We start from the raw sequence: 16,263 nt of genomic DNA on the forward strand, positions 1-16,263 counted from the left end.
ATGGATTCTGTTGTTGTCAAACTTACAGCCAAAAAAACACAAAGAAGCATGTTAATTATTAGCCCTTGCGGGACCGAATCATTGGATTCTTCACAACAATGGTATCTTCACGTTTGGACCCGGTCGAAATCATATCAATTCGGCATCCGGTTAATTCCTCAATTCTGGCCAAATACCTTTTAGCAGCAGGCGGAAGTCCCCTATATCCTTTCAATCCCGTGGTGTCGGTTGTCCACCCACTCCATCGTTCATATACCGGTTCACAACCGGCCAGCACTTGTAGGTCACCTGGCATTTCTTTATGAAGTTTTCCCTGATATCGGTATCCTGTACAAATTTTCAATTCTTTGCAGCCATCCAGTACATCCAACTTTGTGATGGCCAATGAGGTGAGGCCGTTGATTCGAACAGCATATCGCAATAACACCATATCCAACCAGCCACACCGGCGGGCCCGGCCCGTCGTCGACCCATACTCATTCCCACGCTGCATGAGTTGCTGACCCATTTCATCAGTCAATTCTGTCGGAAACGGACCTCCACCCACTCGAGTCGTATAGGCCTTCGTGACACCTAAGACTCCCGTTATGGTAGTGGGACCGACCCCACTGCCGGTGCATGCCCCACCCGAGCAGGAACTTGAAGAAGTGACGTAAGGGTACGTACCAAAATCGACATCCAAATGGGTCCCTTGTGCCCCTTCAAACAAGACACGTTTCCCTCGCTCAAAGGCCCGGTCCAGGACCAATGCTACATCCGTAATATGCGGACGAAGTCGCTCACCATAGGCTTGATAATCTTTAAAAACCTTCTCAACGGTAAAACCATCCACATTGTAAATGCGCTCTAAGAACGCATTAATTTCCACCAGATTTTCCCGGATCTTTTGTTGCAACACATCCGGATTCAGCAAATCTCCCATGCGAATGCCAACTCGCGCCATTTTATCGACATACGCCGGCCCAATGCCTCGGCCGGTCGTCCCGATTCGGCGAGCCCCTTTCGCCTGCTCTTCGGCCTTATCAATAGCCTTATGATAGGGCATGATGACATGGGCTCGATTACTAATAAGAAATCGTTTTCCAACCGGAATCCCCTTGGTAGTCAAACGATCCAACTCCTCGATCAACCCAGCCGGATCAATGGCGACTCCGTTCCCCAAGGCGCACACCTTTCCTCGATAGAGAATACCCGAAGGAATCAAATGAAAAATAAAGGTGCCTTTATTGGTAATGACCGTATGGCCGGCATTGGACCCTCCCTGATAGCGGACAATGACATCCGCATCTTTGGCCAGAAGATCCACAATTTTTCCTTTTCCTTCATCTCCCCATTGGGAGCCGACGACAACCAACGCGGCCATAGCTTCCTCCACACGCACAGGACAAGAGCACGGGACAAAAAAAAACTCGGCCAGCGGGTCAGCCAGAGCTTCAAGGGTGAATCGTAGGTCTCAACGCATAATTTGTCAACGAGGGAGCTCTGCCTTTCTGGCTTCTGATTTTCTTGACCGAACCGTAGTCGCGTGATAGCATCATTTTCGGTGTGGGGCTGTAGCGCAGTTGGGAGCGCGCGTGAATGGCATTCACGAGGTCGCCGGTTCAATCCCGGCCAGCTCCACCAATTCATCCCTCCTTTCCGTCTTTTTGACCATGACAAAGGGGTTTTGACTCAGTTTTCATCTCACATTTTGGATGGTGTTTCCGCATGCTGCATATTGAACAAATCTCCAAGAGCTACCCCACGAAACCCCTGTTCATTGAGGCTTCGGCCCACCTCAAGCCTAACACCCGTGTGGGACTCGTTGGTCCGAATGGATCAGGGAAAACCTCACTGATGCGCATGATCCTCAATGAGGAGGAGATAGAAAGCGGAAAGATTCGACAACGGCCATTTCTTCGAATTGGCTATCTGCCACAGGAACTGGAGTCTTTGCCGGGAAATACCATTCTTGATGCCACACACCGGAATCAATTTCCCGATCACGAAGCCAAGCGGATTCTTGCGGGATTGGGATTTCAGGAGTCGGATTGGGAACGCAAGATTGACACCCTTTCCGGCGGCTATCGCATGCGGGTGGCCTTGGCTCACTTATTACTGTCAGCCCCCGACGTTCTCATGCTGGACGAGCCGACCAACCATCTGGACAAGCCCACGCAGCGTTGGCTGGAATCATTTTTACTCTCTTCAAATTTCACACTGTTGATCATCAGTCATGACATTGGCTTTTTAGACAACATGGTCACCCATATTTGGGAAGTCCGGAACCATACCTTGCAGGAATACCGGGGCAATTATACGCGGTTTCAAAAGCTCCGTGCAGAGCGAGACGCCCAGGAAGAGGCCGCCGCCAATCGACAATCTAAAGAAATTGCACGTGTCCAAAACTTCGTCGACCGGTTCCGATACCAGGCCAACAAAGCCAGCCAGGTGCAGTCCCGCATCAAACAACTTGAAAAAGTCAAACGTATTGAATTGCAGCGGGACACGAAACGGTTGCGATTTAAATTTCCGGATCCGCCGGCCAGCGGGAAAGACGTATTTGAACTACGGGATATCGGGAAACGCTATGGGGATAAAATCATCTATGAGGGCTTGGATTTTTCGGTTGAACGGGGACAACGCGTAGCCTTGGTCGGAGAAAACGGGGCTGGAAAATCTACACTTCTTAAAATCCTTGCTGGAGTCTTGGAATTCGAAAAAGGGTCCAGAACTTTGGGTCACGGGGTCACCCTCCACTATTTTGCTCAGCACCAGGCCGAAATCCTGAAATCTGAACATTCCATATTGGATTCACTGGAAGAAGCCGCGCCCATGACTGAACGAAATTTTCTAAGAGGATTGGCCGGCGCGTTTTTATTCTCCGGTGATGATCAGAAAAAACCCATCAAAGCCTTGAGTGGCGGGGAACGCAATCGAGTCGCCTTAGCCCGCATGTTAGTCGAGCCAGCCAACACCCTGCTCTTAGATGAGCCGACCAACCACTTGGATCCCACATCCGTGGATATGTTAACGGACGCACTGCTCCAATTTCCCGGAACCATGGTGTTTATCTCGCACGACCCCACATTCCTCATGCGAGTAGCCACGCGCGTCGTGGAAATCGACGATGGACAAGCCCGCGATTACATCGGCGACTATGAATACTATTGCTGGAAACGGGCCAAAGAATTGGAAGACCAGATTCCGCCGGAAGCCACACCCGACAAGAAAAAATCGAAGAAAAAAGAGAAGCCCCACAAAGAAAAACCCACCACCGAGCACCTCACCAATGGGAAAGCCAAGACAGCCGTCGCCACTCCTGACGCTCCCTCACGACGAGACCTCTCCAAAAGCATCGCCCGCCTGGAAAAGCAGGTCGCCACCGCTGAAAAAGAAATTGGTCAGCTCGAAGAACAAATCAAAGCTCGGGACGTGGAACTCGCCGACCCGGCAACCTATCAAGACTACTCCCGCTGGAATGCCCTCCACCACGAACGCGAACAATGGGGACACGACCTGGACCGCCTCACGCACAAATGGGGCGATCTCAGCGCCCAACTCGAAAAACAACAATCCCAGATTTCCTAATACCACACATTTCTGTTTTATCCCGCACAAAAAACCACTCCACCCGAAAAAGAGCCCAAGGCTTCAGACTCGCTGCATGCTCTAATCCAAAGGAGAAAAACTATAGAAACGATGCATACTTTCCCTTCAATTCCATTAAAATTAGGTGAATTTAAAATGACGCATGTAACACTATAGGGTGTTTCGTTACATTTTTAGGTCTTCCCTTCACCAATATTAAAGGTATCTTATTTTAAGAACCACTTTCCTTAAACGAATTTTTGAGATAATCCATTATGGTGGTATATGCCCAATGTCGTAGCATCAAAATCTCCAGACCAGTTAATTTGACGACTCCATCAGCTAAAAACGGTTTCAACGCTAAAGAACCCGTCCTCAAATCTTTAGGTAAGCGTTCAGCTAAGCTGTTCAGTCTAACTTTGCTCTTCTCTGATAATATGCCTGCACTATGAACTATTGCGTGTCTTATTTCTCTCATTTCATAATAGCGATCAAAGACCATATCCAGAGTAGACCGCCGGCCTTTAGGTGATTTAAGACCAGCATCATTAACAAGGAAATTGAAAATATTTACATGTTCGTTTTTATCTTGGCACCAAGATGCCCTTACTTTTTTAGTGATATCAGCTTCACTCAAATCTGGAAAGACTAAAGGAAGCGTTTTTTCATATATATCTTCTAGTACATCGTCCATTACAGCCACCATTCGAATTATGAAGTCTTCAGCTAATTTTTTTGGTGCCTCGCCTCTGTAAGCGCCTGGCAAGTCATTTCGATGAAATACAACCTCTACCTTCCTCTCCACCTCAACTGGTAGCCGTAGAGAATCAGGTATATACATTGTTGTACTTAATTGAAAATTATCTTTACGAGCTTCGTACCCTTTTGCTGCAACATCACAGGCATTCAGTAATAGAGCAGTATATGTATACAAATTTATGATTTTCTGAGTTCCTTCTTCCAGACAACCGATCGCAGCATTTTGTACTTCTGGCGTCATATACAATCCTTTTACCTAGTCAAGGACTTTCGTTCGCATTTCTACCTTTTCCACGTTATAGCTAATTTTGATGGAAAAGATTTACGTATTCGTTTAGTTTTTTTCGGTGTTTTGTGTCAACTCATTTTTGAATCCGATTAAACCTGTTCCTTCCATGTTTCCGCCGTCTCTCCTGGCCTTGTGGTGTGGCCGAGCAGTGCAGGCGACTTCGGGAAAAAGGCGCGCACTGTTTGAGCCCTTCGAGAAGACTCAGGCCAAGCTCCGCGAGTTTGCGCGCCGCCGGAGTCGGCGAACCGTGAAGGGAACCCGAAGGGCCACACCACGGCCAACATGGTTTTGGGTCCTTTTACCGAAACAAAAGGACCTCGGCTGCCGGGAGGAAACCCAGCTCTTAAATTCGGTACGCCACAATTACCAGGACGCGTTACGATCTCATTCCTCATCCAGATTAGACGAGGGAGAGGAAGGGCTCTTGGGGTGATAATATTTGCGACCTTCTAATTCTTTAGGAAGATGAGTTTGGGCTTTGGCTCCGCTTGGATCATCATGGGCATAACGGTAATTTTTCCCATAGTCCAAATCCTTCATGAGTGAACTCACTGCATTGCGCAGGTGCAGCGGGACGGAGAGATTGCCCTTTTCCTTGGCATCTTTCCTCGCTGCCCTCAGCCCCATATACGATGCGTTGCTTTTTGGAGCAGCGGCTAAATAGGTCACCCCATGCGCCAAGTTGATTTGTGCCTCGGGTAATCCGATGACCTCCACCGCATGGAAAACACCTGAGGCAATCAAGAGCCCCTGCGGGTCGGCCATCCCGATATCTTCAGACGCAAAAATCATCATGCGCCTGGCGATGAACTTGGGATCTTCTCCACCTTCCAACATTCTCGCCAGCCAATACAACGCCCCATCCGGATCGGAATCCCGCATACTTTTAATAAAGGCCGAAATTAGATTGTAGTGCTCTTCTCCATCCCGGTCGTATCGTAAGGCCTTCTGCTTCAAGGCTTGCTTGACGTGCGGTTGATCGATGGTGATCGGTTCGCCTGGCTTCGCAAATTGGCCAACGACAAATTCCAGGCCCGTTAACATCGACCGGGCATCGCCATTCCCATATCCAATCAACAGACGCTGCGCGTCGGGAGTGAGGGTGACGCGTGAGGAACCGAGCCCACGTTTCGTATCCGAAAGGGCACGATTCAAGATATGCCTCAACGCCTCTTCATTTAAGGATTGAAGCACCACCACCATAGACCGGGACAACAAGGGAGCAATCACTTCGAAGGAAGGATTCTGTGTGGTGGCTCCAATGAGTATGATATCTCCCCGTTCAACATAGGGGAGGAAGGCATCCTGTTGCGCTTTATTGAATCGATGGATTTCATCCACAAAAAGAAGGGTACGCTGTCCTGACACCTTCCGGCGTTGTTGGGCCGTTTTCAGCAATCCGCGCAACTCCGGCACGCCACTGAGCACCGCTGAAAACGGGACAAATGTTGCCCGGGTTTTATTGGCGATTAAACTTGCTAGGGTCGTCTTCCCCGTCCCAGGCGGGCCCCAGAGAATAAGTGAGGGCGCACGATCCTGTTCAATGGCCACACGCAGGGGCTGACCTTCGGCCAGGACGTCTTCCTGTCCCACAAACTCATCAAAGTCCAGCGGCCGCATCCTCTCTGCTAACGGAGCGTCGCGTTTATCGGAAGGTTCCTGAACGGGGAAAAGATCTTCTTGCGACTGTGGCTCAAAGGATTCCATAAAAATGCACGTACCCCTAAGCATTTCTGGAAGGCGATTCTGTGATTACCTCTCTATTCTCAGTATGCTATAACCACCGGTCATGCACCCGCAAATGAAACCAGCATATGGCTCCTTGATGACATCACTCGAGAAAATTCGAGGTGGCTCCCATCGACAAAAAAGGAGAGATCGGTGAAAGCGCTGATTCATGGAGTTACCGTCGGGTATTCCGATCAAGGGGACGGCACGCCGCTCGTCTTCATCCATGCCTTTCCACTTTCCAAAACCATGTGGCAACCTCAAGTCGATGCGCTGAAGGACACCTATCGAGTGATCACCATTGACCTTGGAGGACATGGAGAATCTGACATTGTGCCATGGAATGATACGTTGGACGATTATGCCAAGGATATCATGCACCTGCTCGATCATTTAGGGATTGCTCAAGCGGTGTTTGTGGGCTTATCGATGGGCGGATATACCCTCTTTTCGATCTACCGACATTATGCTGATCGGGTAAAAGCCATGGTTTTGGCAGATACACGAGCGCAAGCGGATAGTGAAGAAGGAAAAGTTGGACGTGGGTCGATGGCTCAAGTCGCTTTTACCGATGGTGCACCGGCCATTGCCGACCTCATGCTTCCCAAACTTCTGGCCCCTTCCACCATTGAGCGTCATTCTGAAATTGTGGAGCAGGTTCGACAGATGATTCTTCAAACATCAACGGGGGGAATTGTCGTCGATTTGGTGGCTATGGCCGCTAGACCTGATTCAACAGACATTTTATCCACAATCACCTGCCCGACTTTGATCATTGTGGGCGAGGATGATGTCGCTACCCCGATCTCAGAGTCTCAATACATGGCCAACCGGATAACCGGTTCAATCCTGGTCACCATCCCTGAAGCCGGCCATCTATCGAATTTTGAACAACCCGCCGCCTTCAATGAAGCACTTCGGAGCTTTCTTACATCACACCGGTTATGAGTATTGCCGCAACCCCAAACCGATCAGAAAAATATCCGATGAAGGAGTTGGGTTGGAACTACAGAAATGGAGAAACGACGGGCCTAACGGAAAGGAAATTGAGGGGAAATCAAAAAGAGCTTCTCTTGTCCCAGACCACACACAAAACCAGAAAGAAAAATAAGGATGAGACCGGCGCCTCCTGCGCAACATGCCCTTCCATGGGAAAAACCTATGAAAACTCAATAATGTCGCATTTAAACTGATTCCACTATAAGAATCAACTATCTAGAAAATTCCAGCCATCAGCTATTTTTGAACGGGAAAGATGAAATGGATGGAAACATCTAATCGCCGTCACATCCGCGCTGGCGAATGAGCTTAAGAAATTCGTTACGGGTTTGTTCTTGTTTGCGAAACACACCCAGCATTTCACTGGTGACCGCCACGGTATTCTGCCTTTCTACTCCCCGCATACTCATACACAGATGGCGGGCTTCCATGACAACAGCCACCCCACGCGGTTTGAGCTTCGTGTGAAGGGTGTCTGCAATCTGGACCGTCAACCGTTCCTGGACTTGCAGACGACGACTAAACGCATCGACAATCCGTGGGATTTTGCTCAAGCCCACCACATGCTTATTGGGAATATACCCGATATGACATTTCCCAAAAAACGGCAGAAGGTGATGCTCACAGAGGCTGAAAAAATCAATATCGCGCACGATGACCATCTCATCATAGACGATAGGGAACAGAGCCCCATTCAATAATTCATCGATATCTTGTTGATAACCTTTGGTAAGGAAGGCAAAGGATTTGGCTACCCGCTTGGGCGTATCGGTTAAACCATGCCGTTGGGGATTTTCTCCCAAATTTTCCAGTAGTTGCTTTACAATGATTTCCAGATTCGGGAGATTGGGCATTCGGACTGGCTGGCTATTGTGTGGATCGACTGCCTGTGGTTTGACAGATGAGGGCCGCTTCGTCTTACTCGGCATTAGTTCTCCTTTATCCCGTTACTGTTGGAAGATTCGCTGGTCACTCTTGGAGCACCCATATATTCAAAGAAGTTATCTCTGGTTTCAATCACCCCAATTTTCTCCAAATACCCGGAAGGAATCTGATCAACCAGTAGATCCCAAATTAAACGCGTTAAATTCTCACCAGTTGTCGTGACTTGTGCAAAGGCGGGATCAAAATTGAGATGTTGATGATCAAAACGATCGATTATCTTGTCTTTGACGAGTTGGTCCAAGGCGTCCACGTTTGTGATCAACCCTGTGCGCATATCCAATTCTCCGGCCACCGTCACCAGAATCGTATAATTATGTCCATGCCCGTTCAGATTATTACATTTTCCAAAAATCTTTTTATTAGTCTCCTCTGGCAATTGATCGGTATGGAGACGATGGGCGGCGCAAAACCGATAGGTTCTGGTGATGGACGATGCAGTCGGCATAACAGTCGGTCTCAGCATTCTTTCACATTGCAAAGCATGAACTGAACAATACGGCTGAGGCGGGTCCCCTCACTCCCTACCTTTACCCTTGGAAAAAGGACAAAGCTAGGCAGATCGTTCAACATCGGCTTCACCCCATTTTTCTTCGGGGACTTGCACAATCACATCTCCTAACACTCGAGCCTGACAGCCTAACCGATGGTAAGGCTCAGTCAGTGCTTCCCGATCGAGCAAATCCTGCTCATCAAAATCGATATCAGAAAGATTCCCTTCGCCCGCAACCACATCTACCCGGCAGGTCGTGCAGGAGGCGTTGCCCCCGCAATCATGATTCAATGGAAATCCAAGTATCTCCGCGACTTCTAAGAGGGAAAGACCTTCAGAAACTTCGCCAGACTTCCCTTCCGGATGAAGAAATGTTACGCGAGGCATAAAATCTCCTCCTTACTCAGCGCCAACTGGAACCGGCTTGAACGGACATCGTCCCAGGCGAATATGATCTTCGAACTCGTGACGGAACAGGCGTAGGCTATTTTGTACCAACACCGCAGCTCCGGTCACCAGAGTACAAAATCCGGTGCCTTTGACAAACCCACAAATTTGCAACAGTTTGGCCAGATCGCGCTCTTCTCCTGATCCATCTTCGATTTTCCGCATTAGGATCGCTAATTCCTGCGTACCAATTCGGCAGGGTGGACATTGCCCACAACTTTCCCGTTCAAAAAATCCGGAAAACTTGAGCGTTTGCTCCACCATGCACGTCGCATCATCGACAACAATGACGCCAGCAGACCCCAATCCAGTGCCAGCTTTCTTAAGCGAATCAAAATCCATGGGTAAATCCAATTGATCCGCCCCTACCATGGAAAAGGACGGTCCTCCGGGGAACACGGCTTTGACACCATGTCCGTTCGGCACGCCCTGTCCACAGATCTCAATCAGATGTCGGATGGACGTTCCCAACGGCAGTTCATACACACCGGGCCGATTCACGGCTCCACTGAGCGAAAACAACATCGTCCCTGGGGTAGTACTGGTGCCGACCTGACGAAACCATTCTGGTCCGTTTCGCAACAGTTGGGGAATATTCGACAGCGTTTCAACATTATTGACCAAGGTCGGCTTGCCATGCAGTCCAAACTCCGTGGGATAAAATGGTGGCTTTTGCTTAGGCTGAGCTGGACGACCCTGCATGGATTCCAACATCGCAGTTTCTTCACCCGCCACGTAACTGCCATATCCATCAAAAATTTCAATATCCAGGGTGAGACCTGTACCAAGAAAATTCTTTCCCAATAAGCCCTGCTCTGTGGCCTGCTCCTTAGCTCGCTCAAAGATGGCTCGCTCTTCGGAAAATTCATGATTTAAATAGATATACGCCGCCTTCGCTCCAATGGTATACGCCGCAATCAGGCATCCTTCGAGAAGTTGGTGAGGATGATGTCGAAGCAAATATCGATCTTTGAACGTCCCAGGTTCATGCTCCCCGGCATTGCAGACAAAATATCGCTCTTTGACGCGATGATTGACCACCTTGTCCCATTTCAGTCCGGTAGGGAATCCAGCGCCCCCTCGTCCTCGCAGATGGGCCTCTTTCAATTGTGCGATTATGGCATGCGGATCATTCTTCGTGACACATTGAACCCAAGCTTCATACCCCCCTTGCTGGCGGTACGCCTCTATGTCCCCTGGTTCTCCCTTTACCTCCCGCAACACCCGAGGTGCGAACGCGTTATCCACCGAAGCCCCCTTGATCTATGGTTTGGACCAACATGTGTTTTCCCATTTTGTTCACCACTTGGACGATAGTCTTTTTTTTACAAATCCCTTCCTTGAAAAACCAAATTTCCTTCCATATTCCTAAGGAAAATCAGGCGTCAAGGCGGGTTCAGCGTACGAGCACTACCCACTATACGAATGGGTCGCTAAAGTCGTCAAGGTAACAAGAGGACCAGAAGGCACGTCTATTTAGTGAAGAAAAACGATGGGCATGTTCGTCATGCCATCTATCACGTTTAGAGGGACTTTTTCATCATCTGATCGACATGGCTGCACAATTCCTTAACGGCTTCGGCTGAAACCTCCAGAGCTGCGTGTTCCTCGGGGGTGAGCGCATACTCAATAATCTCTTCCGCTCCGCCTGCCCCTAGTTTTACCGGCACACCCAGAAAGAGGTCGTGAAAACCATATTCCCCGGCACATAACGCCGCACAAGGCAGGATTTTCTTTTGATCTTTAGAGATTGCTTCAACCATTTCTACGACTGAGGCAGCCGGGGCATAATAGGCACTCCCTGTCTTGAGTAGATTGACGATTTCGATTCCTCCCTCGCGGGTCCGCGTGATCAGGGCCTCTAATGCCTCCGGCGACAACCATTCGGTCACCGGCCTCCCTGCCACCGTGGTATAACGATTCAAGGGCACCATTGAATCGCCATGCCCCCCCAGAACCATTGCGTGAATATTCTCAACCGAGACCTGCAAGGCCTCCGCAATAAAGGACCGGAATCGTGCCGAATCCAACACGCCGGCCATTCCAATGACCCGGTTCCTGGGAAACCCACTGACCCGATGCGCGACGTGGGTCATCACATCAAGAGGGTTGGAGACTATAATAAGAATGGCATCAGGGGAACGTGTGGCCGTCTCACGGACTACCACGGACACGATTTTGGTATTGGTTTCCAATAATTCATCACGGCTCATCCCTGGCCGGCGAGGTACGCCTGACGTAATCACCACAACGTCGGAATCTTTGGTCGCCTCATATTGATTCGTACCTGTGACGGCGGAATCGTAGGCACAAATTGGGCCGGCTTCGACCAGGTCCAATGCTTTGCCCTGCGGCAAACCTTCGACAATATCGACCAGCACAATGTCGTACCAATTTTTTTCTGCCAACCGTTGCGCGATGGATCCTCCAACATTTCCAGCTCCCACCACAGTCACTTTGATACGGCTCATGAAACCACCCATCCCTTTGAAAGGGTTTCCAGCCATGCGGGTTTAATCATCGTCATGGCTCGTCCACCCTGCGACTTTAAAGTTGATCGTACACACAAAATTATCTCCATCATAAAAATTGACTTTGATTTTTTTCTTTCCGTATTCCCGACTCAAAAACTCTTCCGGATGGTCGATAAACTCCTGGTAGGTTCCCGCCTCATACCCTCCTAATTCCTTAAACGCAACAATCATCCCGACCTTGACCTCCTGTAGCATTTTGGTCGAACAGCGAGGAAAGATTTCCCAAAATTTTTCACGGATATCATCTTGAGTTGGCTCGAACCGTTCTCCGTCCTCCTGCCGATCTTTCCGGTCAAACTTCGCCTGCCGTCGGACATAGGGGTATTGATGGCCGGTAAACAACTTATAGAGCCAAGGTGGCACATCAGAGTGTGAAGGTAAACTGGTCATACATCTCCCATATCCGCTCATCTGGCCGTAAGCCGTTGATAAATTTTCGGCAACTTCATCGGAAGTGATTCGACTTCATCGACAACTACATACCCAATCTCCCCATACATCCGTTTCACATAATCGGTGGGCGCTTGGTCAATGGTAATGCAGAAGGGATGGACGCCTTGAAGACGAGCTTCACGAAGAGCCATTTTGGTGTCTTCCAGGGAATATTCATCCGCATAGTCATCATCTAATGGTTTCCCATCACTGATCAGAATGAGAAGCCGGACTTTCGCCGCTTGCTGTTTCAATCGCTGCAGCGCATGTCGTATCGCCGCGCCATCACGGTTCTGCTGTTTGGAAGTTACGCCGCTGATTTTCAAACCGACACGCCCTCCGGGTCGTTGGTCAAAATCTTTCAACACGTGAACGTCCACGGATTGCCGGGATTGCCCGGAAAAGCCATATATCGCGTATTGGTCGCCAATCGCAGACAACGCTTCTGAGAGCAGGAGCAACCCTTCCTTTTCAATGTCGATGACGGGACGCGCTCGAGTTCCGATCTGCCGTCCGGTCGACCCGCTCATATCCACCAGAAATGCCACCGCAACCTGACGATCACGTTTTTGTCTGGTGGCATACACCTGATCAGAAGAATCGTTTCCTTGCCGTCGATCCACCATCCAATTCACTAAGGCATCCAAATCAATGTCCTCCCCATGTGATTGGCGCCCCATTCGACGAAAAGCTTCCGGACGAATCGCTTCAAAATAACGGCGGATGAGTCGCACCATCGGGCCATACGTTTGAAACGTTTCATCGACAAAGTCTGGTGACCCATCACGGCCTGCCTGTTCGATCACACGACACCATTGGGGTCGATAGTCACGTACCGTCCCATCCCACTCTTCGTACAGATACTCTCCCTCCCGGAGACGAGCCCCCTGTTGGCCCTCGCTCGGACGAAACGTAGGTTGAAACCACTGCTGCATAGGTGATTCACCAAAGGTTGGTTTCTTCGGATCTTGCGAAGGATCGGGTTGGTGAGGAGATCGACGCTCAAATTGACTGGGTATGTCCCCCCCAGCCTTTTCCCCCATTATGGCGACTTGATCCTGTTGCCCTCCTGTCTGCCCTTTCGACACCTGTTCTCCCTCTTCCCCTCCTTTGACGTGGTCTGGATTGAGAATGCCCCGATATCCCCAGTTACTCAATGGCTGATACGCCTCTTCTAAGTGTTCAGCCGCTTCAGGTTGGCCGCCTGAGTCGGAAACCCCGGAAGTATTGGAAAAGGGTTCAAGTTCTTGTTCTTGATTGTGCTTTTCCAGGGTTCCAATCCGGCGCTCCAATTCCTGGTAGAGCCGGTCGGCAAGTTCAACAGATTCATCGACGGTCGCGGTGGGGTGTAAGATGGTTCGGGCAATCTGCCAGATTTCATCAATCACCTCTTGAAGTCCCGGACGAGTGAATTCCTCCTTGGTGAATCCTGCAAACAGCAACAACAATGCGTCCAGCACAATCTCACGAGCCGTCATCCCATGGGAAAGCGTGCGAAGCTCCATGGCTTCTTTTGTCAAAGACGTCAAATCCTCTTGTAATCCTGGGTATTCATGACGGAGCAAAAAGTCAATTCGAGCATCCTCCACAATTTCCCACAAATCCCGGATAATCTCGGGTTGAGGGTAGCGTTGAAAGAGATTTCCCAATGTGTGAATGGCTCTATTGGGGCTAAGAACTTCTTCGTGGTATCGGGTCTGCACCCTGGTGGCCACACGTTGCAACACTTCAGTCGAGAGCGCATACGTGCCAAATTCCACATGCCCAACTTCATGGGCGACCATGACCGTATACCATCGTCGGTTTCCTTCACGGGTTTCCGATCGCCTCATGACCAGAGGAAGATATACCGTTTTTCCGTCCGCGCTCACCTGAGCTTTCTCGGTGACGGGACTCGTTGACATATGACTGGCACCGAACGAACCTCCCCCCTCCGGGAGCCCCTCTATGGCCACATCCTCTCCACACAACGCCCTGGCAAACATTTTCAACGATCTGGCGACTTGACGAAGTGACACTCCACTCATTGCCTGCTCAACAGCTGAACAGGCCTGCCGCGTTTCCAGACCAAAAAAGGCGCGTCCAGCCTCAACACTATACTCAAGGGCCTCCATACCCTGGCCAAACCACGCATCAAACACACCGGAATGGTCTTCCTTGCCGGCCAAGACGACCACCTCGGGAACCTGAGTAAAATACGCGAGAGTAGCCTCGGCATCCCGATCCGCCACAAGAAGGCCGAATTTCAAGATTCGAATCTTCCACTCGACCGTCGAGACCCTAGCCAACACTTCTGGCGCCTTCGCCAAAAAAACTACCGCCTGTTCGGGAGAATGATCTGCGAGGTTCGTACCTAGATCAATGACCCCTTGCTTGACATTCTCATTAAGGATCTCAAGAAACAAACTTGGACTGGCTCGAAAAAACTCCAAGGTTCCAATGTAATCAGGCTTTCCAAGGCTGTTTTGAACCATGAGTTTCATGCCAAACCCAATCCAGGACTTTGCCGATCCCAACGGAATAGCTTTAGCAATGGAGGGACACTCCCGGAAAAATTCATTTCCTAATACATAATTCCAATCGGCCAGCTCCATCCCTAATCGAGCCCATTCCCGAATCTCAGGAAGGGCAATCTCCCCGCACAATTGGGGAAGTACCTTGAACCATTCATAGGCACATTGTGGAGCGGCCTCATTTGACCCATCGGCCAACTCCAAGACATGGGCCAACAATTCGGCCCGATTCGACTCTTTTTCCAGAAATCCGAGAATCATAGGGCTTTCTTTGAAGTACCGAAGACCGAGTGCGCCAGAGGCCTGAGCGAATGTTATCCCTAAATCCAACCATGGGATGGCACTGTCTAAGCATTTTTTTCGACACACCTCACCCATGGCCCATACGGCTTCACCCTGTATTTTTGACGAAATCTCTTTTAATTCAATGAGTAACTCTAGAACAGGCATCCGGAGACGAGGGTCCGCGAGTTGTTCATCGAGACCATGCGCCGTGGTCGCATCAAGTCGGTCGACCAATAACTCATGAAGTTCATCTTTTGGGGTAAAGGAAGACATGTAATTGATTAATAACCGAGGGAGTTAAACGGGTACAAGACGGGTTCTTCCCCAGCACATTCCCATACCGCATCCTAACCACAACTACGGCTGGGCATTATAAAAGTGGCTTCAAGGGTTGTAAACTCACCCAACAATCTTGCAGATTCTTCTCTTTAATCTCCGTAACTCATGAATGTTCAGAATTTTTCAAGGAAAGACTGTCCGTCAGGGCTGCTGCTACATCGGATAAGGTTTTCCCTTCAATAAAGATTCGCTTCTGTCTTGAGCTAACACCAGATTTCAGCTGCACATATTGGCGGGGAACACCAACATGTTGTGCCAAAAATCGACACAATTCTGCATTGGCCTGACCATCTACCGGCGGAGACGCTACGCGAATCTTCAAGGCTTCCCCATGGAACCCAACAATCTCCGTTTTTGATGCTCGTGGCTGAATATAAATTCGAATTTCTATACCTTTGGATTTTTCTATCACGCACCTGGCCCATTCCATGTAAAATTCCTATATCGGATACAAATTTTTGACCTTTTTTTGTCAGAAAAAAAGATCGATACGAGAGAGATAAACACAAAACATTATCACATAAATAGCAATAACATATTAATTTTCAATATCTTATGTCATGAACCAACATCTTGACATGAACCCAGATGGTGAGTAAAATATTTTTAGATTGATAACGGTTATCATTTTCGAAAGGAAGTTCATTCAGTAACGGCTTTTTTATGTTCATCTGTATCTGCAAAGGTATCAAAGAATCCGATGTCCGTGAACTTGGGCAAGCAGGTATCACCTGTCCCTTAAAGCTTGCGGACGCCCTCGAACTTAATGACAAACGGCAGTGCTGTGGCCGTTGCATCAAAAAGATTTCAAAATTTGTCGCACTCGCTAAAGAAGAAACCTCCTGCCAACACATCCCCATGGTCAGTTAGGGGTTTCCGTTCTTACAACCCCTCTCGATTCACCTCCATTCCTTCTCAGGTCTTTCACTTGAC

General features: G+C 49.3%; 13 protein-coding genes and 1 tRNA gene. 3 read left to right on the forward strand and 11 right to left on the reverse strand.

Annotated features, from left to right (window positions below; all coding sequences use genetic code 11):
• Positions 1 to 58 precede the first annotated feature (58 nt).
• Entirely contained in the window at positions 59 to 1,363 is a 1,305-nt protein-coding gene (locus tag PQG83_RS12495) for an adenylosuccinate synthase (protein WP_312741531.1), read from the reverse strand.
• A 184-nt stretch (positions 1,364 to 1,547) separates the two neighbouring features.
• Between PQG83_RS12495 and PQG83_RS12500 the strand changes: the two genes are divergently transcribed.
• Positions 1,548 to 1,623 (forward strand) — tRNA-Ala (locus tag PQG83_RS12500).
• Positions 1,624 to 1,707: 84 nt separating this feature from the next.
• A complete protein-coding gene (locus PQG83_RS12505) occupies positions 1,708 to 3,570 on the forward strand; it encodes an ABC-F family ATP-binding cassette domain-containing protein (RefSeq protein WP_312741532.1) in 1,863 nt (620 codons plus the stop codon).
• A 232-nt stretch (positions 3,571 to 3,802) separates the two neighbouring features.
• Here the strand turns inward: PQG83_RS12505 and PQG83_RS12510 are convergent, their stop codons facing one another.
• Positions 3,803 to 4,570, reverse strand: coding sequence for a hypothetical protein (locus tag PQG83_RS12510; RefSeq protein WP_312741534.1), 768 nt, complete (start codon positions 4,568 to 4,570; stop codon positions 3,803 to 3,805).
• 432 nt (positions 4,571 to 5,002) lie between these two features.
• The gene (locus PQG83_RS12515; protein ID WP_312741537.1) at positions 5,003 to 6,325 is read right to left on the reverse strand and encodes a replication-associated recombination protein A; all 1,323 of its coding nucleotides are present in this window, start codon (positions 6,323 to 6,325) and stop codon (positions 5,003 to 5,005) included.
• A gap of 174 nt (positions 6,326 to 6,499) precedes the next feature.
• On the opposite strand from PQG83_RS12515, the gene PQG83_RS12520 reads away from it, so the two are divergent.
• The gene (locus PQG83_RS12520) at positions 6,500 to 7,294 is read left to right on the forward strand and encodes an alpha/beta fold hydrolase (protein WP_312741540.1); all 795 of its coding nucleotides are present in this window, start codon (positions 6,500 to 6,502) and stop codon (positions 7,292 to 7,294) included.
• A 326-nt stretch (positions 7,295 to 7,620) separates the two neighbouring features.
• On the opposite strand, the gene folE is transcribed toward PQG83_RS12520, so the two are convergent.
• The 8 genes from folE to PQG83_RS12560 all read right to left on the reverse strand — a co-directional run bounded on the left by folE (position 7,621) and on the right by PQG83_RS12560 (position 15,742).
• A complete protein-coding gene (gene folE / locus PQG83_RS12525) occupies positions 7,621 to 8,199 on the reverse strand; it encodes a GTP cyclohydrolase I FolE (RefSeq protein WP_312749135.1) in 579 nt (192 codons plus the stop codon).
• Positions 8,200 to 8,273: 74 nt separating this feature from the next.
• Positions 8,274 to 8,753 carry a 6-carboxytetrahydropterin synthase gene (locus PQG83_RS12530; protein WP_312741543.1) on the reverse strand — a complete coding sequence of 160 codons (480 nt, stop codon included), beginning with the start codon at positions 8,751 to 8,753 and terminating at the stop codon, positions 8,274 to 8,276.
• An 87-nt stretch (positions 8,754 to 8,840) separates the two neighbouring features.
• Positions 8,841 to 9,167: a 2Fe-2S iron-sulfur cluster-binding protein gene (locus PQG83_RS12535; RefSeq protein WP_312741546.1), complete on the reverse strand. Its 327-nt coding sequence runs from the start codon at positions 9,165 to 9,167 to the stop codon at positions 8,841 to 8,843.
• A gap of 12 nt (positions 9,168 to 9,179) precedes the next feature.
• Positions 9,180 to 10,475 carry an NADH-quinone oxidoreductase subunit NuoF gene (gene nuoF, locus PQG83_RS12540; protein ID WP_312741550.1) on the reverse strand — a complete coding sequence of 432 codons (1,296 nt, stop codon included), beginning with the start codon at positions 10,473 to 10,475 and terminating at the stop codon, positions 9,180 to 9,182.
• A 275-nt stretch (positions 10,476 to 10,750) separates the two neighbouring features.
• Positions 10,751 to 11,698 (reverse strand): malate dehydrogenase, encoded by a 948-nt coding sequence (mdh, locus tag PQG83_RS12545; protein WP_312741553.1) that lies wholly within the window; start codon positions 11,696 to 11,698, stop codon positions 10,751 to 10,753.
• Between the two features lie 42 nt (positions 11,699 to 11,740).
• A complete protein-coding gene (locus PQG83_RS12550) occupies positions 11,741 to 12,151 on the reverse strand; it encodes a hypothetical protein (protein ID WP_312741556.1) in 411 nt (136 codons plus the stop codon).
• A gap of 17 nt (positions 12,152 to 12,168) precedes the next feature.
• Positions 12,169 to 15,264, reverse strand: a complete 3,096-nt coding sequence (locus PQG83_RS12555) for a nitric oxide reductase activation protein NorD (protein WP_312741558.1) — start codon at positions 15,262 to 15,264, stop codon at positions 12,169 to 12,171.
• A gap of 169 nt (positions 15,265 to 15,433) precedes the next feature.
• Entirely contained in the window at positions 15,434 to 15,742 is a 309-nt protein-coding gene (locus PQG83_RS12560) for a DUF167 domain-containing protein (RefSeq protein ID WP_312741560.1), read from the reverse strand.
• Positions 15,743 to 16,263: the final 521 nt, after the last annotated feature.

This window comes from Candidatus Nitrospira neomarina (assembly GCF_032051675.1).
GTDB lineage: Bacteria > Nitrospirota > Nitrospiria > Nitrospirales > UBA8639 > Nitrospira_E > Nitrospira_E neomarina.

What these genes read in the sequence shown, in the direction of transcription:
- PQG83_RS12495 (WP_312741531.1), bottom strand. Translation starts at nt 1,363, where the DNA reads ATGGCCGCGTTGGTTGTCGTCGGCTCCCAATGGGGAGATGAAGGAAAA.
- PQG83_RS12505 (WP_312741532.1), top strand. Translation starts at nt 1,708, where the DNA reads ATGCTGCATATTGAACAAATCTCCAAGAGCTACCCCACGAAACCCCTG.
- PQG83_RS12510 (WP_312741534.1), bottom strand. Translation starts at nt 4,570, where the DNA reads ATGACGCCAGAAGTACAAAATGCTGCGATCGGTTGTCTGGAAGAAGGA.
- PQG83_RS12515 (WP_312741537.1), bottom strand. Translation starts at nt 6,325, where the DNA reads ATGGAATCCTTTGAGCCACAGTCGCAAGAAGATCTTTTCCCCGTTCAG.
- folE (WP_312749135.1), bottom strand. Translation starts at nt 8,199, where the DNA reads ATGCCCAATCTCCCGAATCTGGAAATCATTGTAAAGCAACTACTGGAA.
- PQG83_RS12530 (WP_312741543.1), bottom strand. Translation starts at nt 8,753, where the DNA reads ATGCTGAGACCGACTGTTATGCCGACTGCATCGTCCATCACCAGAACC.
- PQG83_RS12535 (WP_312741546.1), bottom strand. Translation starts at nt 9,167, where the DNA reads ATGCCTCGCGTAACATTTCTTCATCCGGAAGGGAAGTCTGGCGAAGTT.
- mdh (WP_312741553.1), bottom strand. Translation starts at nt 11,698, where the DNA reads ATGAGCCGTATCAAAGTGACTGTGGTGGGAGCTGGAAATGTTGGAGGA.
- PQG83_RS12550 (WP_312741556.1), bottom strand. Translation starts at nt 12,151, where the DNA reads ATGACCAGTTTACCTTCACACTCTGATGTGCCACCTTGGCTCTATAAG.
- PQG83_RS12555 (WP_312741558.1), bottom strand. Translation starts at nt 15,264, where the DNA reads ATGTCTTCCTTTACCCCAAAAGATGAACTTCATGAGTTATTGGTCGAC.